Annotated in this window: 25 protein-coding genes, 1 tRNA gene and 1 pseudogene; 7 read left to right on the top strand and 20 right to left on the bottom strand. The window is 37.6% G+C overall.

Features of this window, described 5'->3' with window-relative positions; all coding sequences use genetic code 11:
- Positions 1–50: 50 nt before the first annotated feature.
- Positions 51–806, bottom strand: coding sequence for a Nif3-like dinuclear metal center hexameric protein (locus tag B8W84_RS03415; protein WP_094751924.1), 756 nt, complete (start codon positions 804–806; stop codon positions 51–53).
- Positions 807–1062: 256 nt separating this feature from the next.
- On the opposite strand from B8W84_RS03415, the gene rdgC reads away from it, so the two are divergent.
- Entirely contained in the window at positions 1063–1971 is a 909-nt protein-coding gene (gene rdgC, locus B8W84_RS03410; protein ID WP_094751923.1) for a recombination-associated protein RdgC, read from the top strand.
- A 165-nt stretch (positions 1972–2136) separates the two neighbouring features.
- Positions 2137–3315 (top strand): formate-dependent phosphoribosylglycinamide formyltransferase, encoded by a 1179-nt coding sequence (gene purT, locus B8W84_RS03405; protein WP_094752726.1) that lies wholly within the window; start codon positions 2137–2139, stop codon positions 3313–3315.
- A gap of 31 nt (positions 3316–3346) precedes the next feature.
- On the opposite strand, the pseudogene B8W84_RS03400 reads toward purT, so the two are convergent.
- The 7 genes and pseudogenes from B8W84_RS03400 to fadR all read right to left on the bottom strand — a co-directional run.
- Positions 3347–3706 (bottom strand): annotated as a pseudogene (locus B8W84_RS03400) (IS30 family transposase); the annotation flags it as partial.
- A gap of 75 nt (positions 3707–3781) precedes the next feature.
- Positions 3782–5068, bottom strand: a complete 1287-nt coding sequence (gene serS, locus B8W84_RS03395; RefSeq protein WP_094751921.1) for a serine--tRNA ligase — start codon at positions 5066–5068, stop codon at positions 3782–3784.
- A gap of 9 nt (positions 5069–5077) precedes the next feature.
- A complete protein-coding gene (crcB, locus tag B8W84_RS03390; RefSeq protein ID WP_094751920.1) occupies positions 5078–5467 on the bottom strand; it encodes a fluoride efflux transporter CrcB in 390 nt (129 codons plus the stop codon).
- Positions 5460–6779 carry a replication-associated recombination protein A gene (locus B8W84_RS03385; RefSeq protein ID WP_094751919.1) on the bottom strand — a complete coding sequence of 440 codons (1320 nt, stop codon included), beginning with the start codon at positions 6777–6779 and terminating at the stop codon, positions 5460–5462. The genes crcB and B8W84_RS03385 overlap by 8 nt, the downstream gene beginning before the upstream one ends.
- Positions 6779–7390 carry an outer membrane lipoprotein chaperone LolA gene (lolA, locus tag B8W84_RS03380; protein WP_094751918.1) on the bottom strand — a complete coding sequence of 204 codons (612 nt, stop codon included), beginning with the start codon at positions 7388–7390 and terminating at the stop codon, positions 6779–6781. Before lolA ends, B8W84_RS03385 begins: the two co-directional genes overlap by 1 nt.
- Before the next feature lie 2 nt (positions 7391–7392).
- Entirely contained in the window at positions 7393–9861 is a 2469-nt protein-coding gene (locus B8W84_RS03375) for a DNA translocase FtsK (RefSeq protein ID WP_094751917.1), read from the bottom strand.
- 21 nt (positions 9862–9882) lie between these two features.
- Positions 9883–10593: a fatty acid metabolism transcriptional regulator FadR gene (gene fadR, locus B8W84_RS03370; RefSeq protein ID WP_094751916.1), complete on the bottom strand. Its 711-nt coding sequence runs from the start codon at positions 10591–10593 to the stop codon at positions 9883–9885.
- A gap of 198 nt (positions 10594–10791) precedes the next feature.
- Here fadR and dsbB point away from each other — a divergent pair, with 198 nt between their 5' ends.
- Positions 10792–11313 carry a disulfide bond formation protein DsbB gene (gene dsbB, locus B8W84_RS03365; RefSeq protein ID WP_094751915.1) on the top strand — a complete coding sequence of 174 codons (522 nt, stop codon included), beginning with the start codon at positions 10792–10794 and terminating at the stop codon, positions 11311–11313.
- A gap of 63 nt (positions 11314–11376) precedes the next feature.
- On the opposite strand, the gene thiM is transcribed toward dsbB, so the two are convergent.
- The 7 genes from thiM to B8W84_RS03330 all read right to left on the bottom strand — a co-directional run bounded on the left by thiM (position 11377) and on the right by B8W84_RS03330 (position 16903).
- Complete coding sequence (thiM, locus tag B8W84_RS03360) at positions 11377–12171, bottom strand: hydroxyethylthiazole kinase (protein WP_094751914.1); 795 nt, start codon at positions 12169–12171, stop codon at positions 11377–11379.
- A 2-nt stretch (positions 12172–12173) separates the two neighbouring features.
- On the bottom strand, positions 12174–12848 hold the full coding sequence (locus tag B8W84_RS03355; RefSeq protein ID WP_094751913.1) for a TenA family protein: 675 nt from the start codon (positions 12846–12848) through the stop codon (positions 12174–12176).
- A 12-nt stretch (positions 12849–12860) separates the two neighbouring features.
- A complete protein-coding gene (locus tag B8W84_RS03350; RefSeq protein WP_094751912.1) occupies positions 12861–13805 on the bottom strand; it encodes an ABC transporter substrate-binding protein in 945 nt (314 codons plus the stop codon).
- Between the two features lie 42 nt (positions 13806–13847).
- Positions 13848–14636 carry an ABC transporter permease gene (locus B8W84_RS03345; protein WP_094751911.1) on the bottom strand — a complete coding sequence of 263 codons (789 nt, stop codon included), beginning with the start codon at positions 14634–14636 and terminating at the stop codon, positions 13848–13850.
- On the bottom strand, positions 14629–15396 hold the full coding sequence (locus tag B8W84_RS03340; RefSeq protein ID WP_094751910.1) for an ABC transporter ATP-binding protein: 768 nt from the start codon (positions 15394–15396) through the stop codon (positions 14629–14631). Before B8W84_RS03340 ends, B8W84_RS03345 begins: the two co-directional genes overlap by 8 nt.
- Positions 15396–16244, bottom strand: coding sequence for a bifunctional hydroxymethylpyrimidine kinase/phosphomethylpyrimidine kinase (gene thiD, locus B8W84_RS03335; RefSeq protein ID WP_094751909.1), 849 nt, complete (start codon positions 16242–16244; stop codon positions 15396–15398). The genes B8W84_RS03340 and thiD overlap by 1 nt, the downstream gene beginning before the upstream one ends.
- Before the next feature lie 278 nt (positions 16245–16522).
- On the bottom strand, positions 16523–16903 hold the full coding sequence (locus tag B8W84_RS03330; protein WP_094751908.1) for a RidA family protein: 381 nt from the start codon (positions 16901–16903) through the stop codon (positions 16523–16525).
- Between the two features lie 653 nt (positions 16904–17556).
- On the opposite strand from B8W84_RS03330, the gene B8W84_RS03325 reads away from it, so the two are divergent.
- Entirely contained in the window at positions 17557–19386 is a 1830-nt protein-coding gene (locus B8W84_RS03325) for an ABC transporter ATP-binding protein (RefSeq protein WP_094752725.1), read from the top strand.
- Positions 19387–19486: 100 nt separating this feature from the next.
- Here B8W84_RS03325 and B8W84_RS03320 read toward each other — a convergent pair.
- Both B8W84_RS03320 and B8W84_RS03315 read right to left on the bottom strand, forming a co-directional pair.
- Positions 19487–19574: transfer RNA gene (locus B8W84_RS03320), tRNA-Ser, on the bottom strand.
- 93 nt (positions 19575–19667) lie between these two features.
- Positions 19668–20621 (bottom strand): glucokinase, encoded by a 954-nt coding sequence (locus tag B8W84_RS03315; RefSeq protein WP_094751907.1) that lies wholly within the window; start codon positions 20619–20621, stop codon positions 19668–19670.
- Positions 20622–20861: 240 nt separating this feature from the next.
- On the opposite strand from B8W84_RS03315, the gene B8W84_RS03310 reads away from it, so the two are divergent.
- From B8W84_RS03310 to B8W84_RS03300, 3 genes are all read left to right on the top strand, one after another.
- Positions 20862–21713 carry a MurR/RpiR family transcriptional regulator gene (locus tag B8W84_RS03310; protein WP_094751906.1) on the top strand — a complete coding sequence of 284 codons (852 nt, stop codon included), beginning with the start codon at positions 20862–20864 and terminating at the stop codon, positions 21711–21713.
- A gap of 201 nt (positions 21714–21914) precedes the next feature.
- The gene (gap, locus tag B8W84_RS03305) at positions 21915–22907 is read left to right on the top strand and encodes a type I glyceraldehyde-3-phosphate dehydrogenase (RefSeq protein WP_094751905.1); all 993 of its coding nucleotides are present in this window, start codon (positions 21915–21917) and stop codon (positions 22905–22907) included.
- Between the two features lie 141 nt (positions 22908–23048).
- Positions 23049–23804: an endonuclease gene (locus tag B8W84_RS03300; protein ID WP_094751904.1), complete on the top strand. Its 756-nt coding sequence runs from the start codon at positions 23049–23051 to the stop codon at positions 23802–23804.
- 60 nt (positions 23805–23864) lie between these two features.
- Here the strand turns inward: B8W84_RS03300 and B8W84_RS03295 are convergent, their stop codons facing one another.
- The 3 genes from B8W84_RS03295 to B8W84_RS03285 are packed head-to-tail and all read right to left on the bottom strand — an operon-like array spanning position 23865 to position 26032.
- A complete protein-coding gene (locus B8W84_RS03295) occupies positions 23865–24419 on the bottom strand; it encodes a DUF1415 domain-containing protein (RefSeq protein ID WP_094751903.1) in 555 nt (184 codons plus the stop codon).
- Complete coding sequence (locus B8W84_RS03290; protein ID WP_094751902.1) at positions 24416–25387, bottom strand: glycosyl transferase family protein; 972 nt, start codon at positions 25385–25387, stop codon at positions 24416–24418. The genes B8W84_RS03295 and B8W84_RS03290 overlap by 4 nt, the downstream gene beginning before the upstream one ends.
- On the bottom strand, positions 25388–26032 hold the full coding sequence (locus tag B8W84_RS03285) for an HAD family hydrolase (protein ID WP_094751901.1): 645 nt from the start codon (positions 26030–26032) through the stop codon (positions 25388–25390). It lies immediately after the preceding gene.
- Positions 26033–26061: the final 29 nt, after the last annotated feature.

The following is a 26061-nucleotide window of genomic DNA, read 5'->3' as shown; positions in this document are numbered from 1 at the left end:
TTAAATAATAATCAATATCTCATCGCACATGGGAATAAGAGCAGGCATTACTACACGGGATTGTCTATATCAATAAAAGAAACCTCTAATGCACATTCACTCTGTAACCATTCTCCTAATGCTTGCACCCCGTAACGCTCAGTTGCATGATGTCCTGCCGCATAATAATGGATGCCCATCTCACGTGCTATATGCACTGTTCGCTCAGATATTTCACCACTGATAAAAGCATCAATACCTTGTTCTGCTGCGATATTAATTAAATCTTGCCCTCCGCCCGTACACCATGCAACGCTTTTAATTTCACTTTTACCTCCATCAATATGTAAGGGTTTACGCTGTAACACTTTTTCTATTCGCGCACTTAATTGTGTACTGGTGAGTGCCTCTGAAAATTTACCTACACGTCCAACACTGCGCTTATTCCAAGGCTCTAACGGCCGACGATCTATGATCCCTAATAATTTTGCCAAGTGCGTATTATTACCAAATTGAGTATGCACATCCAACGGTAAATGATAAGCGTATAAGTTAATGCCATTTTCTATCAAGGCTTTAATACGTTTATACTTCATCCCAACAATATTTTCAGTTTCGCCTTTCCAAAAAAAACCATGATGCACCAAAATAGCATCCGCTTTTTGAATAACAGCAATATCAATTAAAGCTTGATTCGCCGTGACGCCTAAAATTATTTTTTGTACCTCTTGTCGCCCTTCTATCTGTAAGCCATTAGGACAATAATCTTTAAATTGATGTATTTCTAAAAGTTGATCTAATTTATTTGCAAGTTTTGTGTTTTTCATTAATTATACCTTATTATTCATGCTTACTTTTATCCTGTCTAATGCTGAGGAGTAAATTCTGTTCCCTTAAGCACGCACCTATTTTTATATGATAAAGACTTCCTTTAACTTACACAATTTACAATGATCAAGCATAAGATAAATGCTAAAATAGACTTTACATCGACATAAATACGTATTTATTTAAAAAGAGCTAAACACTTTTTTTCATTTCCTTTAAACTCCAACCTCTGTTTTATATTAAAGGTGTATTTTTATGTTTTTCAAAAACCTACAGGTTTATCGTTTTACTCGTCCCATGGAACTAGATAATGACGCGCTAGAGCGTAATTTAGAAGAATTTAAATTCAAATCCTGCTCTAGTCAAGACGTGTCTAAGCTTGGTTGGGTTTTTCCTATGGGTAAATCCGGTTCGATGTTCACTCACTTGGCCAATAAACAAATTTTAATATGCCTTAAAAAAGAAGAAAAAATGCTACCCGCAGGTGTTATTAAAGATCAACTCAATGAGCGTGTAGAGGCGATTGAAAATGAGCAAGGCAGAGCGCTCAAGAAAAAAGAAAAAGACAGTTTAAAAGAAGATATTATTATGCAACTTTTACCTCGTGCTTTTAGTCGTACGTCACAAACATTTGCATGGATAGATCCAGAAGCGAATATGTTTTATGTAGATGCATCGAGTACGCGTAAAGCCGAAGAGCTGATCTCTTTATTACGAAAAACCTTAGGCAGCTTACCCGTGGTGCCCATCCAATTAAAAAATCAAGCGGATGTGATCATGACGGATTGGTTAAATGAAGGTAATATCCCTAAAAACTTTAGCTTAGAAAATGAAGCTGAATTATGCTCCGCACTTGAAGGCGGTGGCATTATTCGTTGTAAACAACAAGATTTACTCTGCGATGAAATCAAAAACCATCTACTCGCTGATAAATTCGTAACGAAACTTGCTTTAAACTGGGCCGATAGTATTTCTTTTCTTATTGGAGAAGAGTTCGCCCTAAAACGTCTTAAATTTTCAGATGTACTACAAGAACAAAATGAAGATATTGATAAGGATGATTTCGCGGCACGTTTTGATGCTGACTTTGCCTTAATGACCGGTGAGATAAAACAACTTGTACCTGATATCATTGACGCTTTCGGTGGTGAATTAAACCTATAAAATTCTCGTTAAAATAACGGATATTAATCCCTTATTTCGAGTTTTAAATTACAAAAAAACAAATACTATCAAGACTGGCCTATTTTTTAGGCCTCTTTTATCTGTTATTATCAACCTAAGATCCCCCTTTGTAATCATGAAGAGTTGAATAATATGAGTGTTTCTATTTTTGGTAGTGCCAAGTCGAACAGTGCAACAAAAGCCTTATTACTAGGATCTGGTGAACTAGGTAAAGAGATAGCGATTGAACTACAGCGTTTAGGTATTGAAGTCATTGCAGCAGACAGTTACGAAAATGCCCCCGCGATGCAAGTTGCACATCACCATCATATTTTATCCATGCTAGATGGACAAAAATTAGAAGAGATAATCCGTCTTGAAAAACCCGATTTTATTATCCCTGAAATAGAAGCGATTGCGACCGACACTCTCTTAGAATTAGAACAACAAGGCTTTAATATCGTCCCCTCCGCACGCGCCACTAAACTCACAATGGATAGAGAAGGCATCCGACGTTTGGTCGCCGAAAAACTTTCGATTCCTACAACGCCTTATATTTTTACTGATAATAAAGCACAATATATAGATGCCATCGATAAAATAGGCATCCCTTGTGTCATTAAGCCGATAATGAGCAGTTCTGGTAAAGGACAGACCGTTATCCGCTCAAAAGAAGATATTGATAAGGCATGGCAACACTCTCAAAATGCAGGACGCAGTGGTGCAGGAAAAGTGATTCTGGAAAGCTTTATTGATTTTGATTATGAAATAACCTTGTTAACGATTCAAGCCGTTGACGGTATACATTTTTGTGCGCCTATCGGCCACCGCCAAGAAAATGGAGATTATAGAGAATCTTGGCAACCCCAAGCCATGTCCGAAAAGTCACTTAAAAAAGCTCAAGAAATAGCAACAAAGATCGTTATTGAACTCGGTGGCTACGGTTTATTTGGTATGGAGTTTTTTATTAAAGGCGATAATGTTTACTTTAATGAGGTTTCTCCACGACCTCATGATACGGGCTTAGTCACCTTATTTTCACAAGATAATTCTGAATTCGCTTTACACGTTCGTGCTATTTTAGGTTTACCCATTGGAAAAATAGTACAATATGGGCCGAGTGCATCTTGCGTGATTTTAGGAAATGGGAAATCACAAGATATTCGGTTTGCACATCTTAAAGAAGCATTATGTACAGTTCCTCATGCACAAATTCGTCTTTTTGCAAAACCAGAAATTAATGGTACTAGACGTTTAGGGGTCGCTATTACTCGAGCAGAAACAACAGAGCAAGCCGTTTTAGATGCGCAGGCAGTGGTAAATAAAATAAAGATTTTATATTAAAAGGCAGATTCAACCTTGAAGTGCATAACCGCTAAGCAGCAAGTGCGGTTATGTGTTCTGCCATAATTTGAAGTGGCGTTTTAAAAAAAAGTTTCTTTCTCGGTCTATTATTTAGCTGTATTAAATTCACCCTTACATCCTCATCACTGACCCATTTAAAGTCGGTTAATTTTGGCCAATATTGACGTAAAAGTCCATTGGTATTCTCATTCAATCCTCGTTGCCAAGAACAATAAGGATCGGCAAAATAATAGCTACAACCAAGCGATTTGGAGACCTCTTTGTGGTAAGCAAACTCTTTACCATTATCTGCTGTGATGGTTAATATACAGTCTTTAAATGGTCTCAACAATTCAATGGTTGCATCGGTGACTGTTCGTGCCGATTTATCAAGAACACTTAGATATTATGAAGACAATAAAAAAGGAGACTATCGCTCCTTTTTTATTGTCACGCGATTGCAGGGTTAACCAATATGCGTTAATCCGCCCATATAATGTTGTAATACAGTGGGTATTTCAATACGCCCATCTTCTAATTGGTAGTTTTCAAGCACAGCAACTAATGTTCGCCCTACTGCAAGACCTGAACCATTTAAAGTATGAATCAACTCTGCTTTCTTCTTACCTATTGGACGAAAACGCGCTTGTAGACGCCGAGCTTGGAAATCCCCCACATTCGAACAAGATGAAATTTCCCGATAAGTATTTTGCGCAGGAAGCCATACTTCTAAATCGTATGTTTTTGTAGCACTAAAACCCATATCTCCCGTACATAAAATAACTTTGCGATAAGGAAGCTCTAAATTTCTAAGTACTTGCTCAGCATGAGCCGTTAATTCTTCTAATGCCTGCGCACTTTTGTCGGGGTGTACAAATTGTACTAATTCTACTTTTTCAAATTGATGCTGGCGAATAAGTCCACGTGTATCACGTCCATAAGAGCCCGCTTCACTGCGAAAACAAGCGGTCTGAGCGGTGATTTTAATCGGTAACTCACTTTCATCAAAAATAATGTCACGGCTTAAATTTGTAAGAGGTACTTCGGCCGATGGGATCAAAGACATACCAACGCCTTCTTCTGTTGCAGGTTTGGTATTAAACAGATCCGCACCAAATTTAGGCAACTGTGTCGTCGCATATAAGCTTGCTCTATTCACTAAAAGAGGCACATACGTTTCCGTGTAACCGTGCTCATTAGTGTGCAAGTTAAGCATATATTGCCCAAGTGCACGATGTAATTTTGCAATTTGTCCTTGCATAACAATAAAACGCGAGCCACTGATTTTAACCGCTGATTTAAAATCTAGACCACCCAGAGCTTCTCCTAAATCAACATGATCTTTAACTAAAAAAGAAAACTTTTTAGGGGTTCCCCAAGTTGAAATTTCTACATTATCATCTTCATCTTTACCTACGGGCACAGAAGAATGAGGTAAATTAGGGATAGTATAAGCAATATCTTGAATTTGAGTGACAAGTTGATTAAATGTTTCTTTTGTTGTATCAAGTTGCACGCCAAATTCAACCATCTCTGCACGTAATAAAGTGATATCTTCACCGCGCTTGGCCGCTAATCCAATCTCTTTAGAACGACTATTACGCTCAGCTTGTAAATTCTCAGTTTTAATCTGTAATGCTTTACGCTTCTCTTCTAATTCTTTCATTAAATCAACGTCTAAGATAAAACCACGGCCAACTAATAACTGCGCAGTTTCCTCAATATTATTACGTAACAATTTTGAATCTAGCATTTTATTTCCCTAACTTTTTAAAACTAATAGCGTACCGACATAAGCGGCTAAAATACACACAACAACATTTAAAACAACATTTAGCATGGCTTTGATTAATGCTCCTTGTTGTAATAACAATAAACTATCCATTGAGAATGTTGAAAATGTGGTCAAAGCCCCCAAAAATCCGACTCCAATTAAAGGCCACCAAGAGGATGACATTATCGAGTTGTTTTGATGCATAAACATAAAGATATACCCCATGCTTAGCGAACCGAGTATATTAACGGTGAGTGTAGCAAATGGAAAACCTTTTCCAAAGAGGCTTAGCATCACAAAACCAATTAAATAGCGCAAAGTGGCACCAAAAGCCCCTCCACAAGCAACAAGTGCAATATTAGATAACATATTATTCATAACGCTTTTGAGTACTCTTTTGATTTAATTGTTGTAGATAATCTAATTTTTGACGGATCTGTTTTTCAAAGCCTCGATCGCTAGGCACATAAAAACGTGTACCTTGTAACTGCATAGGTAGATAAACTTCGCCCGCTGCAAAAGCACCGATTTCATCATGAGCATATCGATAACCTTGGTTATGTCCTAAATCTCGCATTAATTGTGTCGGCGCATTACGTAAATGCAGAGGCACATCAAAATCAGGATGGTCATTAACATACTGTTTAGCTTTTGAAAAAGCCACATAAACAGCATTACTTTTTGCGGCACTAGCACAATATACAATCGCTTGTGCTATCGCTCTTTCACCTTCATACGGACCAACACGAGTAAAGCAATCCCAAGCATTAATCGCAATTTGCATGGCTCGTGGATCAGCATTACCGATATCTTCAGAGGCAATGGCAAGTAAACGTCGTGCAACATATAAGGGATCACACCCACCCGCAAGCATTCTCGCGTACCAATATAATGCTCCATCAACATCAGAGCCTCGTACCGACTTATGAAAAGCAGAGATCAAATCATAAAAGAGATCGCCTTTTTTATCAAAAGCCACACCTTCTCGTCCCGCTATTTGCATTAGTAAATCTAAACTTATTTCGCCCTCAATAGCCATATCACAAAGCAACTCTAAATAATTAAGTGCTTTACGTGCATCTCCTTGCACTAATATAGCCAGTTTTTCTTTTACTCCTGGAGAAAAATGGAGCTGATGCGATACAAGCCCATCTTGAGACTGACACGCTTGATCAATAACTGCAACAATTTCATCTACGGTCAACTTTTTAAGTAAATACACGCGTGCACGCGAAAGTAAGGCATTATTTAATTCAAACGAAGGATTCTCCGTTGTCGCACCAATAAAAAGTAATGTTCCATCTTCAATAAAAGGTAAAAAAGCATCTTGCTGAGTTTTATTAAAACGATGTACTTCATCAACAAAAAGTAAGGTGCGTATACCCATTTTTTTATTCTTTTTGCCAATCTCAATAGCGAGGCGAATATCTTTAATTCCTGCTGTCACGGCAGAAAGGCGCTCAACATGCGCATCACAATAATGGGCGATGAGTTCAGCTAAGGTCGTTTTACCTGTTCCTGGGGGTCCCCATAAAATCATGGAGTGAGCGGCGCCAGCCTCTAAAGCTTTACGCAGAGGTTTACCCTCTCCAATTATATGTTCTTGACCAATGTATTGATTAAAAGTTTTCGGACGCATGCGCGCGGCCAGTGGTTGAAACTCTTCATTATTATCAAAAAGATCCTGCATCAACGTTGATCATCCACTTCTACGTTATCAGGGATAATAAACTCAAACATTTTATCGTTTAAAGGCGCTCTAAGAGCAAACGATGTAAGCGTAAATTCACTACGCTGCCCTTGCTCATCAATAATAATAAATTTGCTCATATCACCTTGATCTGAAAATTCAAAAATAAAACGCCCTTTACTGTCTAACTCACGTGTAGAAATAAGTGTAAATTGATTGTTTTTTTGGCTCACTTTATAATGTTTCCACTGCTTTTTAGCATTACCTGTCAACAATACAAAAGGCGTGTCCGTGATCGTATCATTAAAATTTAATAATGTAACTTGCTCAATAAAGGGATCATAAATCCACATCGTTGTGCCATTCGATACTATCATCTGCTCATCTGGTGACGTCACATGCCAAATAAATTTTCCAGGGCGAGAAACGGTTAAAGTTCCGATACTCTTATTAAGAATATCACCCTGTGCATTACGGACAACTTGTGAAAAGTTTGCGTTGATGACTTTTAATTTGGCCAATTTGTCTTGTAATATTTGGCTGTCATTTTCTTGAGCTTGAGCGACATTTAAAAATAATAATGTCAATAACATTAAAATAACTTTTTTCATTCTTAATCCTTTATTGGGGGAGCGGCCAACACTTCACGACTACTATTTGCCCCTGACGGTGCGGTGATCACACCTTGTGCTTGTAATTGATCCACAATGCGTGCTGAGCGATTATAACCAATTCTAAATTTACGTTGAATACTTGATATAGACACTTTACGAATTTCACTAATAAAAGCTACAACCTCATCAAACAATGCATCAATTTCATTTTCCGCATCTCCCTCCTCACCCGGCAACATTGAATCGAGCGTCATCTCACCTTCTAAAATATCGCTAACATAATTTGGTGCGCCACGCTTTTTCCAATCGGCAACGACTTTATGCACTTCATGATCATCAACAAAAGCACCGTGTACACGAGTTGCAACACCCGTACCCGGCGGAAGATATAACATATCACCATGACCCAATAATGTTTCAGCTCCTTGCATACCTAAAATGGTACGTGAATCAATTTTACTTGAAACTTGAAATGCGATACGCGTGGGTATATTGGCTTTGATCAACCCCGTGATAACATCAACAGATGGACGTTGTGTCGCCAAAATAAGATGAATACCCGCAGCCCTTGCTTTTTGAGCGATACGCGTGATTAACTCTTCGCATTTTTTGCCTACAATCATCATCATATCCGCAAACTCATCAACGACAACAACAATATTTGGTAGTTTTTCTAATGCAGGAGCCGTTTCATCCATGCTATCACCAGGCTTCCAGAGAGGATCTAACATCGGTTCCCCTTTTTCAATTGCATCTAAAACGCGATTATTATAGCTAGCCAACGTTCTAACACCAACCGCTGAAAGCAGACGATAACGGCGTTCCATTTCACCAACACACCAGCGTAAAGCATTAGCCGCATCTTTCATATCCGTTACAACTTCGGTTAAAAGATGTGGGATCCCCTCATAAACACTGAGTTCAAGCATCTTCGGATCTATTAATATAAGGCGTACATCTTCCGGTCCTGATTTGTACAACAGGCTCACTAACATGCAGTTTACACCAACCGATTTCCCTGAGCCGGTTGTCCCAGCCACCAATAGATGTGGCATTTTAGCCAAATCTACAACTACAGGCTCACCCGAAATATCGACCCCCAACACAATACTTAATGGCGATTTTGCTTCTTTAAAAGCATCACTACCTAACACTTGCGATGCATAAACAATTTCACGGTATTTATTAGGCAATTCTAAGGCTATCACCGATTTACCCGGAATTTGATCCACCACTCGAACGCTCATCGCCGAAAGTGCGCGCGCTAAATCTTTTTCTAACGCAGTCACTGCACTTACTTTCATACCCGGTGAAAGCGCTAATTCAAAACGCGTGATCACCGGCCCAGGAAGCACATTAACCACTTTAGCTTTAATCTTAAATTCAAGCAGTTTTTCTTCCACTAAACGCGCAGCGCTGTCCAACTCTTGTTGTGAGATAGGATGCTCTTTTTGAGCCACTTTATCTAATAAATCAATACTAGGAAAATCACCAATAGACAAATCTTTTTTATGTGCAATAAAAGGTTTAGCATGCTCAGGTAGATGTGAGAAATCAGGCGTTTTATCCACCGTAGCTTCACTAAAGTCAATCATCACTTCTTCCTCCGTTGAAAGGCTTTCTTTTTCAACGTTAGGAATATTCACTTCACTTTCTTTCGCAAGAGTTAAAAAATCCGGAACTGGCGTTATAAAAGCAGGCTCTTGTCTCTTTGGTGCGCTATGTTCATCATCTTTATTGGTTTTTTCCTTCGAAATTGTTTTTTTAAATAATATTTTTTTATCGTTAAATAACTTACTTGGTTTTTTCTTCTCTTTTTTTGCAGTGGGTTGCGCATTATCTCGTATTTCTAAATAACAACGCCAACGGCCAGGTAAGGTTAATAGAAATGAAACGAACGTGATAGCACTGGCACCCAGTGCTTCAACAAGGGTAAGCCATGAAAAACCAAACAATAAAGTAGAGCCAGAAATAAGTAGCGTTAATAAAATAAGATTAACCGCCAATAGACTAAAAAAACCAAGCATACTCTGCGCGATAATATCGCCAATTAAGCCACCTGATGGATAATAACTAAAATCATTAAAATTTAACGAGGCGAGTGCAGATAAACTGAAAACAGTGAAAATAAACCCTATAATTCGCAGACCTGCATTTAAAAAATCAACATCCAATGTGAATTTAGGTTTCCACAATATCGCCCAAGCCAATAACATTATCATTATCGGCAACAAGTACGCTAATAGACCAAAAGTATAAAATAATATATCTGCAGTCCACGCTCCCGCGGGGCCACAGCTATTTCCAATTGAAGCGGCCCAATGTTGTTGCGACCAACTAGGATCTGCAGGAGAAAAAGTGATAAGAGAAAGTGTTATAAAGATCGCCACAAAAAAAGTCAGTATAATACCCACTTCAAAGAGCTTCTGAATACCGGAAAGACGATTAATTATATTTTTTTTAAACAAAACAATACCTTGTATTTTAAGTCAATCTAAGAAATCAATAGGTAATTGATGGCGCAAACGTAACCATATTTTACCACTTGCGAATGCTGAATCTCGTACTATTTGCATTATGGACTGTAATTCACCTTTCTCTAAGACAGATTTTATATCCGCGTAATAGGTTAGGGCGATAGAACGAGCTTCCGTATTTGAAAAATAAAAAACGCCCACTTTTCGATACAGATCTTGTAAACCATTTAAGATCAAAACGTAGATCATATTATTCGAAGATACCGCCACATGATGATAAAATCGATAATCAAACTCGGTAAATTCTTCACTACTCGCATCAATCGACGGCACATTATCTAAATAAGCGAGCACACTCTTACTATTATTTTTAGCTGCCATACGCAATATGATAGTACTAATATTCGTCCGCACAGACATTAATTGATCAATCAAATCACTGCGTCGATTTACATCTAAACGGGTTAACGTACTGAGTATATTTAACCCAGATGTTTCCCAAAAATCATTTACCTTCGTCGGTTTCCCATGGTGGATAGTTATCCAACCATCTTTTGCTAAACGTTGTAACACTTCGCGCAAAGTCGTACGGGTGACGCCTATTTTATCCGCCAGTAAACGCTCTGCGGGCAAAACTGAATTAATTGCAATAGAGCCGTTCCAAATTGACTCAATAAGGTATTGCTCTGCGACATCTGCAGGCCCTTTTGCTTTCATTATCATTTTATTCTTCGCTATATGCATATTTATTAACAATACTATTTTATACTCTCGATCTTTAATCTAAACAATAAAATAGATTAAAAAATATAATACGTTCTTTTCTTAAAAATAAAACAAGTGCAAGATATAAATTAAATTTGTGATCTCATGCCTGTCCATGTTATATCTTTTATTTCATATCCCGCATAAGGAAAAATTGTGCTTTTTATTTTAAAAAACTTATCAAAAAAACGCTGGCCTTGGTTATTACTCGCCGGTAGTGCATTATTACTCGAATTATGTGCTCTATACTTCCAACATGTTATGAAATTAGAACCCTGTGTTATGTGTGTTTATGAGCGCCTTGCTATGTTCGGCATTATTTTATCAGGACTCATCGGTGCCGTATCACCTCATCTTTTGTTTGTGCGTTTACTTGCCTTTGCAAGCTGGCTTATTAGTGGTTTTTGGGGCCTACAATTAGCATTAGAGCATACTAATTTTCAATTAAATCCATCACCTTTCGCCGTTTGTTCTTTTTTGCCTAATTTTCCAACATGGGCACCTTTACACCAATGGTTACCTTGGTTATTTAACCCAACGGGTGATTGTGCCGATATGATTTGGCAATTTCTCGGCTATACCATGCCACAATGGTTAATTGTTAGCTTTGTTATCTACTTAGCTCTATTTGTGATAATTGCTGGAAGTGCACTATTACCGAAAAAGTGCTTCCAATAACACCCTTTTATTCTCAAGCGCATCTGAAAACTCACTGTTTGATGCGCTTAGATGCATAATATATTAGCTTATCTTTAAATATGAGCGTAAGTCTGCCGCATCTAAATGATATAGCACATCAAGTAAATTAACTTGTAAGCTTCCCGGTCCCTGTGACTGCGTAGCAGCAATTTCACCAGCGACACCTAAAATAGCTGTCGCCGCAAGACCTGTCGTATCACCCACCGCAGCAAAAGCCCCCGTTAAAGCCGATAATGTACAACCCATTCCGGTTACTGATGCCATCATTCTCGCACCATTGTGTAGTTGTATTTCTCCCGTTGCACAAATAATACAATCAACCGTCCCCGATATAACGACGCTACATGCATAACGAAGGCTTAGCTCTCTACCTGAGAACAGGGCATCTTCACTTACATGTATCGCATCAAGACCATGGCAGGTAACTTGATGACCCGCTAGCGCAATGATTTCAGAAGCATTCGCGCGAATAATAAGCTTATTCGCTAAGTCCGCTATCTGACGAGCACTCTGCAGCCGAAATATACTCGCACCACAGCCAACGGGATCTAATACCACCCATTTATTTTTGATATTAGCTTGTTGCACAGCAAATAACATCCGAGCAAGCCATATTTCATCTAAAGTACCAATATTAATAACTAAGGCATCGGATAACGCAACCATCTCCACCATTTCCGCACGCGAATGCGCCATGATAGGAGAGGCTCCGATTGCAAGTAATGCATTTGCCGTATTATTCATCACAACGTAATTAGAAACATTAAGTACTATTGGTTTTTTCTGCCGAATTAAAGCAAGTGATTGCACTATTTCATCTATTTTTACACTCAACATTGCTAATCCTTATTCGTCTTTATATTTAAACTTTGTTCCCAAAAAGCCACTTCCATACGTGTTGCACTACGAAATACATCTAAAAGTTTTTGCCCTTGCTGACTATGTAAATCAATATCGGCTAATAGCATATCCAAATATTGCAAATTTTCAAGGGTAGATTGTTGTAATTCATCACCGGAATATAATGTTATCCAGCTCGCATAAGGATTACCTTCGAGTATCGTGTTTTCATCTTTTAATAGCAAACGCCCTATTTCTGCATAGCCAATGAAGCAAGGGGCTAATGCCGTATATAACTGCACGACATCCCCACTCATACCGATATCTAATACATAGCGCGTATAAGCGATAGTGCCCACCTCTTCATCTTGAACTTCTAAATCTAATTCGCTCAGTCCCCAATCATTACAGTACGCGACATGATGAGAAATTTCAGATTGTAAAAGGGCTTGCACACTGGGTAAAAAATGACGCATTTCAGCTAAAGTACGCGCTTTATAGATGGCCAACGCATAAGCTCTTGCATATTGCTTCAAAAACAAAAAATCTTGTTTTAGATAATGCAAATAACATGGTTGAGCCAGTTTCCCTGTTGCTAAAAGGCATACAAATTCATGTTTTGTATAAGCATCCCATTCCTGCGTACAGGCTTTAATTAAATCTTGATGATCCATAATATGCTCTCTCTATTGAAAATTAGGCAAATAATCTTTAGCTTTAGGTAATGTTTTTATGACGTTATGCGCATACATAAATTTTGCATAGTCATCATAACGACCGAAATCAATCGCAGCCGGACTTAACGAAAAACGGCTTAACGTTGCCTGCCAAGCAAGTTTATTAAGCGCCGTATCTAAAGTGTCCGGGGCATATGCAATAAATTCTTGCCATGCATCGTCCGGGTGATTAAGTATATAAGTTGTCGCTTGCTCTAAAGCCTTATTAAAAGATCGAATTTTATGCTTATCATATGTTTTGGCATTCGCAACGAAAATAAGTTCATCATAAATTGGCACTCCATTCTCTTCGGGGTAAAAAGCTTTATTAGCAAAACCTTCAAGCATTAATTGATTCATTTCAAAATTACGGAGCCCTCCCCAAATCGCGTCAACTTTACCCGAAGCAAGCGAAGCGGAAAGCGCCCAACCTACATTAATAATCTGTACATCGCTATATGTTAATCCCTGTTGCTTAAGCATCTCTTTAATACTTGCATCTTCACTGCCCGTAATTGAAACGCCAATTTTTTTACCTTTTAAGTCTGCTAATGTATTAATTTTATTATTATCTAAAAAAATCAAACAATTTAACGGCGTCGCAATTAACGTTGCACTACGGATCAATGGCAAACCCGCTGCAACATCAATAATTAAATTGGGCTGATAAGATATCGCTAAATCAATTTTATTAGCGGCCACTAATTTAGGCGCTAAGGAAGGATCTCCAGGCTCTTGAATATCAACGCTCAACCCCTGTGCTTTAAAAAAACCATGTTGTTGCGCAATAATAATCGGTGCATGGTTTGGATTAACAAACCAGTCCAACATTAAAGTTAGTTTTTGCGCATAGCTATTAAGTGAGAACAATGTCATAAGTAATATCAAACAGCTCCCTTTTATTATACCTTTCATTTTACTTCCTTTTAAAAAAACACCCGAATGTGTGCACTACAATTAATCTTGCCAATGGATAAATTTTTTCAAAAACATATCCGTTAAAAAATAAAGCCCCACAGATAACGCCGACAAAATAAACAATGCGGCAAACATTTCATCAATTTGCATACGTGCATTAGCTTGCAACATTAAATAACCTAAGCCTTCACTTGAGCCTACCCACTCACCCGCTACTGCTCCAATTGGCGCAATTACCACCGCAACGCGAATACCCGATGCAAGTGTCGGCAATGACGCCGGCAACTGAATATAACGTAACACTTGCCATTTACTGGCTCCCATCGTTTGTACTAAATCTAAGTAACCTCTGGGTGTATTACGTAATCCGTCATAACAACAGGTACAGACCGGAAAGAATATAATTAATGCGGCCATCACCACTTTAGAAGCAATGCCATAACCTAACCAAAGCATCAAAACAGGAGCAATAGCAAACACCGGGAAGGCTTGACTGGCTATCAAAATAGGCATAAGCCAACGTTTAAGCGGTTTAAACAATAACATTTGCAGTGCAAATAACATGCCCATTGATAAACCTAAACCTAACCCTAAAACTATTTCTATAAAGGTAACACTTGCGTGTTTAAATAAAATTTCATGTCGTAAAAATAGACGTTGTAATACGGCATATGGGCTGGGAAAAATAAAATGAGGTAAGGCAAAATAAAGCACTATTGCCTGCCATAATAATATGAGCACACATATGCTTATTAAAAAACGCCCGCTTACGACAAATAATTTTTTTGATTTTTCAACGAATTGAGAGCAACCACCTGATTTATTCATGATCGTTCTCTAAACAGGTCATTATCTGTTGCTGCAAACGCGCACCTTGCGCATCAAACTGACGAGGCGTTGCTGATGTTGGTATCTCTAATTCTGTTATAAAAGCCGGGTTACCTTGCATAATGTAGAGTTTATCCGCCAAACGAATCGCTTCTTGCGGATCATGAGTTATCAATAACACTGTTTTATCTTTTAGTAATTTTATCGCCAAATTTTGTAATCGATAACGTGTTACCGCATCAAGTGATGAAAAAGGCTCATCCATTAGAACAATAGACTTATCTTGCATTAAGGTTCGAGCAAGTGCGACGCGTTGACGCATACCTCCCGATAATTGTTGCGGGAAACATTGTTCCTTATGCGCCAAATCAACACTTTCTAATAATGATAATGCGCGTTTCTTTTGTTCAGAAATTGGCGTTTTCAAAAATCGAGAACTTAACATCACGTTATCTAATACCGATAACCAAGGCATCAAAAGATCTTGCTGCGCCATGTAGGCTATCTCATTCTCTAATTGGCACACAGGTTGAGTTTTCAATTCACCTTGCCAATCCGCTTTTCTTTGTAATAACCCCGCGATATGACGTAATAAAGAGCTTTTACCACATCCACTTTTACCTAACAGACACGTCCACGATTGCGCAGGTATCTGCATATTTAATCCCGATAAGATGACATTATTACTGCTGTAATAACGCAAATATCCGTCTTTAATTATCAAACTAATAGGTTTGCTAATGACTCCCTGCATTCCCATTATTCAGCCTCTGCTGTTGGCAGATTAAAAAAATGATGTACCGGGCCTGCACCTTTGCCAATATCTAATTCATCCGCATGAAAAATCGCCAATGATATATAATGTTTAGCGCGTTGTAAGGCTTTTTCTAAACTGTCGCCTTGAGCAAGATATGACGCTATTGCAGAAGACAACGTGCAACCCGTACCATGTGTATTTTGCGTATTATGCCGTGGCGCACAAAAAGTTTTATTCTCTTTTTTTAGGATCAATATATCATTGCTTGATGCATTTTTAACTAAGTGCCCACCTTTCAATAAAACAGCAGCGGTGTCTAATTGCCGTAGTGCAGGGATCATTTCTAACATTGCCTCATAAGTGTCGACACATGGAATGTTAAGTAAGGCTGCAGCTTCTGGTAAATTCGGGGTTATCACATTGGCAAGGGGTAATAACTGTGTTTTAAGTGTTTGAATCGCCGCTTTTTTTAATAATAAATCACCACTGCTCGACACCATAACGGGATCTACAACAACAAAAGCCGGTTTGTATTGCTTTATTTTACGCGCTACCAGCTCAATAATGTCACTATCAGCCAACATTCCCACTTTGACAGCAATAATATTTAAATCACTAAAAACAGCATCTAGTTGCTGTTCAATATGTATTAAAGGGATAGGAAAAATAGCCTGCACACCTAACGTATTTTGAGCAGTAATTGCGGTTATCACAGAGCATGCATAACTGCCGGTTGCAGAAATACTTTTAATATCAGCTTGAATACCTGCACCACCACCACTGTCAGAGCCAGCAATAGTGAGGACGATGGGAATATGTGAATGTTTACGATAAGGTATTGCATTTGCCATAAAAGCTCCTAGGCTGGCTAATACAGCTAAATAATAGACCGAGAAAGAAACTTTTTTTTAAAACGCCACTTCAGATTATGGCAGAACACATAACCGCACTTGCGGCTTAGCGGTTATGCACTTCAAGGTTGAATCTGCCCCTTTTAAAAAGTAAATCTTTTGCATTTAAAAAGCACTTTTTCTTAGCTAATGAACAAACTTAATTTTATTCAGATTAACACCTTTACTCGATATAAAAACCACAGGTATATTCTTCGGCTCTTATATCAAGAATTCTATTATTTATTGAGATAAATAATAGCTTCAACTTCAATCAAAACATCTTTAGGTAATCTTGCAACTTCAACACATGAACGCGCGGGAAAAGCCCCTGCAGTGAAATATTCAGCATAAATTGCATTAAATTCAACAAAATTTTCTAAGTCGCTAATAAAACAAGTTGTCTTAACAACATCTAGCATTGTTTTACCCGACGCCTCGACAACAGATTTCAAGTTTTCCATCACCTGCCTTGTTTGATCTTTAATATTTTCTCCAACAACCGATCCATCTTTAGGGCTAAAGGGAACACAACCGGATACATAAACATATTCACCCGCTTTAACCGCTTGAGAATATGGGCCAATTGCTTTTGGAGCTTTATTTGTTTCTATTATCATTTTATTTTACGCTCTAATTAGTTATAGTATTCTTCACTTAACACTTATAGTGAGCATCTACTACCAACTCACGTGTTATTGTGAAACGTTATACGAAAGCATATTGTTACGGACTAACCATCAAAAACAGAGGCTTTGATTTCATCTTTATTTGTAGCCTCTTCTTAGATGCGCTTAATTTACACAACGAGCCATTTTATTATTATGACCTCAGTCAAAAAACAAAGATAAAGTTAAAATCATTCGGCTACACTTTGATAATTAATTATTTTAGATAAGACCCTAACTCAACTTTTATACGATAAAATCTATTATCTCAACGCTGGACAAGCACTGTAACCATTTATATAGATGCACAGTTTCTATGCGGTACCTTTTTTAAATCTATTAACAGGTGAATAGATTTAAAACGTAGCATTCTTGACAGAAACCACATGATACTTCATATTTAATACCCTTTTTCTTTTTGATTACATTATTATGCTTAAGTATATATATGATAATGCAGTCTTTTTTTTAAATACAAAAAAAATCTTGTCTGTCATTTCAAAACACAGGTGACAACACGCACAAAAATAAATTTTAAATAGTGATTCGCCACATATTTAACAGTCAAAGCCCATAGCGATAACACAGGTAATGTAATGCTTAATATATTTAAATATTTTGAACAACTCGTACCCGCATTGAATGATGTTGAGCCAACTCAGCCCCCGAAAACATTATTCGCTTTTTGCCTACATTATACAAAAGGCTATGTTGTCGCATTATTAGCCATGGCAATATTAACCGCTTTATTAGCCCTTTTAGAAGTTTCTCTTTTTGGCTTTATGGGCAAATTAGTAGATTGGTTGATAACTAAAAACCCCGAAACATTTTTACACGAAGAATCTTCAACCTTAATTCTCATGAGCGCGATGATACTGATATTAATACCATTATTAACGGCGCTACATGCTTTAGTGGTGCACCAAGTGTTACTCGGTAATTACCCAATGTCTATTCGTTGGTTTGCACATCGCTACCTTTTAAAGCAAAGTTTCTCTTTTTACCAAGACGACTTTGCCGGACGTATTGCAACGAAGGTAATGCAAACATCTTTAGCCATACGCGAAACCGTTATGAAATTACTTGATGTGATGGTATACGTCACAGTTTACTTTTTTGCCATGATAATTATGGTTGCACAAGCCGATTACCGCTTAGCGATTCCCATGTTAGTTTGGTTAGTTATTTATATTTCATTACAACTTTATTTTGTTCCTAAACTAAAGAAAATTTCAACTCAACAAGCGGATGCACGCTCAACGATGACGGGCCGTATTGTCGATAGTTACACGAATATTTCTACCATTAAATTATTTGCACATACTGATGCCGAATTTGCATACGCCAAGCAAGGCATGCAATACTTTTTAAAAACCGTATATAAACAAATGCGCTTAGTAACCTGTATCAGCGTGAGCGTACAAATTAGTAATTACGTGCTTGTCTTTGCCATTGCTGCATTATCCATTAGTTTATGGATACAATCAGCCATTAGCATTGGCTCCATTGCCCTTGCTATCAGCCTTACACTTCGTTTAAATGGAATGGCACAATGGATAATGTGGGAAGTCAGTCACCTCTTTGAGAATATAGGCACAGTAACCGATGGTATGGCTACACTTTCTAAACCGAATGTGATTGAAGATGAAAAAGAAGCCAAAGCTCTACTTATCGAACAGGGCAATATTCATTTTAAAAATATCAGTTTTCATTATGGTGAAAAAAGTGGTGTCATTAGTCACTTCGATCTCAAAATAAAAGCGGGCGAAAAAATCGGTTTAGTAGGTAGATCTGGAGCGGGTAAATCGACATTAGTTAATTTGTTATTACGTTTTTATGATGTCGAACAGGGTCAAATTTTGATTGATGGTCAAGACATAAAAAAAGTACAACAAGAAAGTTTACGCTTACAAATAGGAATGGTCACACAAGACACCTCTTTATTACACCGCTCAATTCGTGAAAACATTCTTTATGGCCGTCCCGATGCAAGCGAGGATGAAATGATTTTAGCTTGTCAACAGGCACAAGCTGCTCAATTTATTGAAAATTTAAGCGATAATGAAGGTAACAAAGGTTACGATGCGCAAGTGGGTGAACGTGGTGTTAAGCTTTCAGGAGGCCAACGCCAGCGCATTGCCATTGCTCGAGTGATCCTTAAAGATGCACCTATTTTAATTTTAGACGAAGCAACATCAGCACTCGACAGTGAAGTTGAAATGGCAATTCAAGAAAGTTTATATAAATTAATGCACGGTAAAACAGTCATTGCAATTGCACATCGACTGTCCACTATTGCGGCAATGGATAGATTAATTGTCCTTGATAAAGGCAAGATTATTGAACAAGGATCTCATCAAGAACTACTCAATGAAGATGGTATTTATGCTCAATTATGGAAGCATCAAACCGGCGGTTTTCTTGGCATAAATTAATAACCTAAAAGAGCAAATACCAAAACCAGCATAAAATAGTGACTTTTTAATTTAAACCATTAAATTATTAGTCTCTATTTATATTCATTAATTGTGAATATGGCGGTGACGGAGAGATTCGAACTCTCGGTACGTTACCGTACACACACTTTCCAGGCGTGCTCCTTAAGCCACTCGGACACGTCACCTTTATTTATAAACTCATAACAATAACTGCTAGAGCGAGGCGCATCATAATGAACTCTCCCTCTAAAATCAACTACTAATATGTTTTTTGGTTGTTATTCTAATGTTTCTTGCCGTAAATAGACACTTGCACCTAATAACCCTGGGTTTTCATGTATTATCAAAAATGTTGGGATCGCACGAAGATAAGGTTTAAAACGCCCTTTATTCTCAAAGCACTGTCTAAAATCACTTTTGATAAAAAACTCACTAAAACGAGGTACAATCCCCCCCGCGATATATACTCCGCCAAAGCAAGCTAAATTAAGCGCCAAATCCCCCGCAAAAGCACCCATTATTTGACAAAAAACCTCGATACTATGCAAAGCTAACGGACACTTCTGACTAAATGCGGCAGTTGTTACTTGTTGTGGTTCATAAAACTCTGGTGACTTACCCGATAAACGACATAAGCTGTGGTAGATATTAACAAAACCTTGCCCAGATAAAACACGCTCTGTAGATACATGTCCATATTGATCTTGTAATAACAATAATATATCCGCTTGCTCTCGATTGTTTACCGATAAACTTGCATGCCCACCCTCACCTTTTAAACTTAACCACTTATTTTTAATCTGAATTAGATGTGCGACACCCAATCCCGTACCTGGCCCAAAAACAGCTTTCGGAGCCCCTTCTTTGATCGCACCGCCACCAATTTGTAATTGTTCATTTTCTTTTAAAAAAGGCACCGCAAGTGATATTGCCGTATAATCATTGATTAAATATAACGCATTAAGTTGTAACTTTTCTTTTAATGCTTTTTTTGAAAATTGCCAACTAAAATTCGTCATGATCACAGCATCATCTTCAACAGGGCAAGCAATTCCCAAACACAAATACTTGACTGTGTCTCTTAATGTTGAAAAGTATTGAACAAGAACAGCATCAAGCGTTATAAACTGCGCGCATGAATATTCTCGCAATTGACTTAATTCACCATTTTTAATATTACAAACCGCTAAACGAATATTTGTTCCTCCGATATCTCCCACGACTGCAAGCATAAAATTTCCCTTTAATTTTTAACATGAATAGATTAAAAGTATCGTTCGTGTAATAAAGTTACATTAAACTTGATCTTAAACAGCTTTTACCTGTAATAAAATGACAGAATTCTCCGTTTTCTTTATACTAACCTGTCATCTATCATGTTTTATTGTAATTTAATGCCACATATTTATTTGGCACTTTTATACCTAATTCATCTCAGTTTAACTTATATTTATTAATTACAGTGAAAAGCAATGAATACTTTAGAGCTCATTCAAAAAAATTTAAATGCTTTCAGTAAATCTGAAAGAAAAGTGGCCGAAGTCATCATTGCATCCCCACAAATTTCTATTCGCTCTAGCATCGCAACACTTGCAAAAATGGCTGAAGTCAGTGAACCAACAGTAAATCGTTTTTGTCGTCGTTTAGATACCAAAGGATTTCCCGACTTTAAGTTACACTTAGCGCAGAGTTTAGTAAAAGGTACGCCTTATGTAAATCGTAATGTGGATGAACATGATGGTGCAGAAGCTTACACAGCCAAAATTTTTGAATCTACAATGGCGTGTTTAAATGGTGCCAAAAACACCTTAGACACAACTTTAGTTAATCGTGCGGTCGATGTTTTAACGCAAGCAAAAAAAATCTCTTTTTTTGGCTTAGGCGCCTCTTCTTCTGTTGCTCACGATGCACTGAATAAGTTTTTCCGTTTTAATATTCCCATCTGTTGTTTTGATGATATATTAATGCAAAAAATGAGCTGTATTAATAGTAGTGAAGGTGATGTAGTGGTGTTTATTTCTCATACTGGTCGCACTAAAGCTTTGGTAGAAGTCGCTCGTATCGCACGTGAAAACAATGCTTTCGTGATCGCATTAACCGCCTTAAATTCACCTCTAGCTAAAGAAAGTAACTTGGTACTTTCTATGAGTGTTCCTGAAGACACCGATATTTATATGCCCATGGCATCACGTATTGCGCAACTCGTTTTAATCGATGTCTTAGCAACAGGATTTACATTGCGACGGGGATCTAAGTTTAGAGAAAATTTAAAACGTGTCAAAAAAGGGATCACGGACTCCCGTTTTGATCTTTGCGATTTATAAATTTACATAAATATAAAATCATATATCAAGCCATTTTTAAATTCTAGCTTCTTATATGAGGTTGCAACCTATAAAAGAAAATCCTGAAAAGACAGGAAACAAAAACAAAACAATTAACTTGACCAATATCAAGTTATAGGAGATTTTGGCTCCTATAATGATCATAACTTTTAAAATCAAACCATCCAAAAGGATAAAATAATGACAATTAAAATCGGTATCAACGGCTTTGGTCGTATCGGACGTTTCGTATTTCGCGCGGCTTGTGAGCGTTCTGATGTGGAAGTTGTTGCAATCAATGATTTAATCGACGTTGAATACATGGCTTACATGCTTAAATATGACTCAACTCATGGTCGTTTTAACGGTACAGTTGAAGTTAAAGATGGTAATTTAGTTGTAAACGGAAAAACAGTTCGTGTTACTGCTGAACGTAACCCTGAAGATTTAAAATGGGCAGAAGCAGGCGTTGAAGTTGTTGCTGAAGCAACTGGTCTTTTCCTAACAGACGAAAAAGCACGTAAACATATCACTGCAGGTGCAAAAAAAGTTGTTCTTACAGGTCCTTCTGGCGATGTTCCAATGTTCGTTATGGGTGTTAATGCTTCAGAATATGCTGGCCAAGATATCGTTTCTAATGCTTCTTGTACCACTAACTGTCTTGCTCCTATCGCTAAAATACTTAACGACAAATGGGGAATTGAATCAGGTCTTATGACAACGGTTCATGCAACAACTGCAACTCAAAAAACAGTTGATGGTCCTTCTATGAAAGATTGGCGTGGTGGCCGTGGTGCGTCTCAAAACATCATTCCATCTTCAACAGGCGCAGCAAAAGCAGTAGGTAAAGTAATCCCTGCTCTTAACGGTCTTCTAACTGGTATGGCTTTCCGCGTACCAACTGCTAACGTTTCTGTTGTTGATCTTACTGTCAACCTTAAAACTGCGGCAACATACGAAGAAGTTTGTGCTGAAATGAAACGTGCTTCTGAAAATGAATATGCAGGTGTTCTTGGTTACACTGAAGATGCTGTTGTTTCTCAAGATTTCATCGGTGAAGTTCAAACTTCAGTGTTTGATGCTAAAGCGGGTCTTGCATTAACTGATAAGTTCTTAAAAGTTGTATCTTGGTACGATAATGAAATCGGTTACTCAAACAAAGTTCTTGATCTAGTTGCTCTTATCTCTAAATAAGAAATAAGATCTCTTAATTTAACTTTGTCGAAGCCTGTACTTGTACAGGCTTTTTTATATCTACTTTGCATCAAAAACATCACTTTATTGTGGTAATATTTTTAAAAATGCAAGCAGGTAATTCTAGATTTTGAGAATTGTATGCCCTCACATTACCTTTTGAATAACCTATCTAAACTAATTATAATACTCCTTTTAAACTTACTACCTTTAAGTGTATATTGTGCCAATGAACGTATTTCTTCTTTTTCTAAAGCAAAAAACATATTAGAAAAAAAAATATATGCCCAGCATCGCACTACTATTTATTGCCAAGCTGATTTTGACGCGCAAAAAAATATTACTTTACCCAAAGGTTTCCACACCACTAAATATCTTAACCGTACGAAACGTATTGAATGGGAGCATGTCGTACCCGCAGAAAACTTCGGACGCACTTTTAGTGCTTGGCGTAATGGATATAACAAATGTATTAGCCTCCAAGGTAAAGCTTATAAAGGCCGAAGATGTGCAAATAAAGTAGATTTACAGTATCGTTATATGCAAGCCGATATGTATAATTTATATCCAGCTATTGGCGCTGTAAATGCAATGCGCAGTAATTATAATTTTAAAATGTTAGGCGCCGAAAAAAGTATGTTTGGAAGTTGCCAAATGAAAATAAGTCACCATAAAGCTGAGCCACCGATTCAAGCACGTGGCACGATTGCGCGTACATATTTATATATGGATGCAACGTACACACATTACACGATGAGTAAGGCACAAAAAAAACTGATGCAAGCATGGGATAACACTTACCCCGTAAATGCTTGGGAGTGTCAACGAAGCGCAATCATAAAGCGTTTACAAGGCAGTCGCAATATAGTATTAGAAAATCGCTGTGCAATGCTTTAGCGCGCACTCTTAAAAATTTACAAGAGAAAACTAAATACCTCTCAGTCTAAAAAGATACCATTAAGGCATGTGAGTACAACAACTTGCTAATAAATCAGCAAAAAACACAGATCCTTTTTTACGTACAAACTCCACATTGCGAAGGGGTATGGCGTCGGGATCTGGATGATTTTCTAATGCCTTTTGCATACTACTTTCTCGAATAATATGCAAAGTAGGATAAGGAGACCGATTTGTATAATTAGAGGCATCTTCAGGATCAACATCAGAGAAACAATAATCCGGATGGAAACTTGCCAACTGATAAATCCCTTCATATCCTTGTTCGAACAATAAATCATTGCTCAATTCAACCAGATCTAAAAAATCATAAAAGAGTAATAAACCTTGAGGAATGATAAATAAGGTTGTTTCTACCGAACAATTCGTATCGAGAAACAAACATTCATCAATCAGTTTTTTTAATATTTCTTTTTGCTTACTTGCTTTAATTTCAATATAACGAATAGTGCCTCGCTCTACTTCACGGCGAGCAAAGGGGCAAATGTTATATTTTACAATCACATTTGCAACCCAATTTTCAGTATGCTTAATTATTTCACTTTGATGATTCATATTCGGTCTCTATTTTGCCACATTTTTTTTGCAAAAATCAGGCTCTCTTCTTGTGTGTTATTCGGCGATCTTTGTTGTAAAATTAAAGCTATTGTACAAATAATTGCGCTATTCGCATACTGGTCAATAACATCCCCAAACCATACGTTTTGCAAAGAACATGCAGATATTTGTGCCACATCAGTGCCTCGTACTTGTGGTAAGTAGGTCGGCCATTCATGCTCAATATAATGCTTATTTTGCACTCCACAAACCCTAAAACTTACGCGAGGATTAACTTCACTTTCTCCGCCTTCACCCTTAAATGAAAATATATTAAGTTCGCCGGTTAATAACCCAGCTGATGCATGGAGTTTGTCATAGCCTTTATGAAAAACACCACGAATAGAAAAGGATGCATTCGCTGGATTAAGAGCTCTAGCGACTGTATTTAAAGGTGTACGCAAACCTACTTTTTTACGCAAGGCTAAAAGCGGGATAAGCTCTGCACAATAAGCTGATAAAGGTACATAACAAATGGCATGATCTTGTAATGCTTTTTCTGCTTGTTTAACTGTCTGCACGATAGGAATATTTAATAATGGACAAGCATCCTCTATTTGAAATTTTAAACTATTGATACCGTTAAAACCATGTAAAAGAATGCGGATACCTTGCTGTGCTAGCACTTTAGCCGCTAATAACAACCAAGGGGGTTGGTTTTTTTTCCCTGCATAACAAGGCCAATCTAAATCCACATTTAGTTGTTTCCAGTGGATATCTATTTTTTCACGTAAGGCATCTACGTAACCTGCGACCTCTTCGGGTGTTTCACCTCGTACGCGTTGTAACATCAATAACACCGCAAGTTGTAAAAGTTCAGCGTCACCGCGCAAATATGATGACAGGGCATCATATGCTTCAGTTTTAGTTAACGCCCGACGCCCTCTTTCGCCTCGGCCCGTTAATTTTATATACTGACTAAACACTTAAATATATTTTCCTAATTGTTTGGGTAAAGAATTCAAAATAGTCAGGGGTTTAAATTTCATCAACGTCTCTGTTTGTTGTGCACCATAACTTACCGCAAGACAATCCATACCGGCATTATGAGCCATTTGCAAATCAAAACTCGCATCTCCAATCATTAATGCTTGTGAAACGTCGCAGTTAAGATCCTTTAATATATTGTTAAGCATAAGTGGATCTGGTTTTGATGCGCTATCTTCCGCGCAATAAACACACTTAAAAAGATTTTTTATTTGAAGTGATTCAAGTTGATATTCTAAACCCTGTCGACTTTTACCTGTCGCAATAGCAAGTTGATATCCTTGCGCATGCAAAGTATGTAAATAAGCTTTTATCCCAGGGTACAAAGGCGTCTGCATTTTATTTTTTTGGGTGTACTGTTCACGATACACTTTGATAAAAATAGATTGCTGCGTTTGGGTTCCCTCAGAAAACAAAGTCAAAAAGGTATGCTCTAAACTTAAACCGATTGTATTACGTAATATCTTTTTTGACGGCACGCTTAATTGCGCGTACTTTGCGGCGATTTGCATACAACATACTATTTTATCGATTGAGTCCATTAACGTACCATCCCAATCGAAAATAATAAGTTTATACTGCATACACTCCGCCCCGAGACTATAAGATAAAC

Origin of the sequence: Psychromonas sp. CD1 (genome assembly GCF_002239585.1) — a bacterium.
Classification (GTDB): Bacteria; Pseudomonadota; Gammaproteobacteria; order Enterobacterales; family Psychromonadaceae; genus Psychromonas.
This window is presented reverse-complemented; position numbering and strand designations above follow the sequence as displayed.

What these genes read in the sequence shown, in the direction of transcription:
- B8W84_RS03415 (WP_094751924.1), bottom strand. Translation starts at nt 806, where the DNA reads ATGAAAAACACAAAACTTGCAAATAAATTAGATCAACTTTTAGAAATA.
- rdgC (WP_094751923.1), top strand. Translation starts at nt 1,063, where the DNA reads ATGTTTTTCAAAAACCTACAGGTTTATCGTTTTACTCGTCCCATGGAA.
- serS (WP_094751921.1), bottom strand. Translation starts at nt 5,068, where the DNA reads ATGCTAGATTCAAAATTGTTACGTAATAATATTGAGGAAACTGCGCAG.
- crcB (WP_094751920.1), bottom strand. Translation starts at nt 5,467, where the DNA reads ATGAATAATATGTTATCTAATATTGCACTTGTTGCTTGTGGAGGGGCT.
- B8W84_RS03385 (WP_094751919.1), bottom strand. Translation starts at nt 6,779, where the DNA reads ATGCAGGATCTTTTTGATAATAATGAAGAGTTTCAACCACTGGCCGCG.
- lolA (WP_094751918.1), bottom strand. Translation starts at nt 7,390, where the DNA reads ATGAAAAAAGTTATTTTAATGTTATTGACATTATTATTTTTAAATGTC.
- fadR (WP_094751916.1), bottom strand. Translation starts at nt 10,593, where the DNA reads ATGATAATGAAAGCAAAAGGGCCTGCAGATGTCGCAGAGCAATACCTT.
- thiM (WP_094751914.1), bottom strand. Translation starts at nt 12,171, where the DNA reads ATGTTGAGTGTAAAAATAGATGAAATAGTGCAATCACTTGCTTTAATT.
- B8W84_RS03355 (WP_094751913.1), bottom strand. Translation starts at nt 12,848, where the DNA reads ATGGATCATCAAGATTTAATTAAAGCCTGTACGCAGGAATGGGATGCT.
- B8W84_RS03350 (WP_094751912.1), bottom strand. Translation starts at nt 13,805, where the DNA reads ATGAAAGGTATAATAAAAGGGAGCTGTTTGATATTACTTATGACATTG.
- B8W84_RS03345 (WP_094751911.1), bottom strand. Translation starts at nt 14,636, where the DNA reads ATGAATAAATCAGGTGGTTGCTCTCAATTCGTTGAAAAATCAAAAAAA.
- B8W84_RS03340 (WP_094751910.1), bottom strand. Translation starts at nt 15,396, where the DNA reads ATGGGAATGCAGGGAGTCATTAGCAAACCTATTAGTTTGATAATTAAA.
- thiD (WP_094751909.1), bottom strand. Translation starts at nt 16,244, where the DNA reads ATGGCAAATGCAATACCTTATCGTAAACATTCACATATTCCCATCGTC.
- B8W84_RS03330 (WP_094751908.1), bottom strand. Translation starts at nt 16,903, where the DNA reads ATGATAATAGAAACAAATAAAGCTCCAAAAGCAATTGGCCCATATTCT.
- B8W84_RS03315 (WP_094751907.1), bottom strand. Translation starts at nt 20,621, where the DNA reads ATGCTTGCAGTCGTGGGAGATATCGGAGGAACAAATATTCGTTTAGCG.
- B8W84_RS03310 (WP_094751906.1), top strand. Translation starts at nt 20,862, where the DNA reads ATGAATACTTTAGAGCTCATTCAAAAAAATTTAAATGCTTTCAGTAAA.
- gap (WP_094751905.1), top strand. Translation starts at nt 21,915, where the DNA reads ATGACAATTAAAATCGGTATCAACGGCTTTGGTCGTATCGGACGTTTC.
- B8W84_RS03300 (WP_094751904.1), top strand. Translation starts at nt 23,049, where the DNA reads ATGCCCTCACATTACCTTTTGAATAACCTATCTAAACTAATTATAATA.
- B8W84_RS03295 (WP_094751903.1), bottom strand. Translation starts at nt 24,419, where the DNA reads ATGAATCATCAAAGTGAAATAATTAAGCATACTGAAAATTGGGTTGCA.
- B8W84_RS03285 (WP_094751901.1), bottom strand. Translation starts at nt 26,032, where the DNA reads ATGCAGTATAAACTTATTATTTTCGATTGGGATGGTACGTTAATGGAC.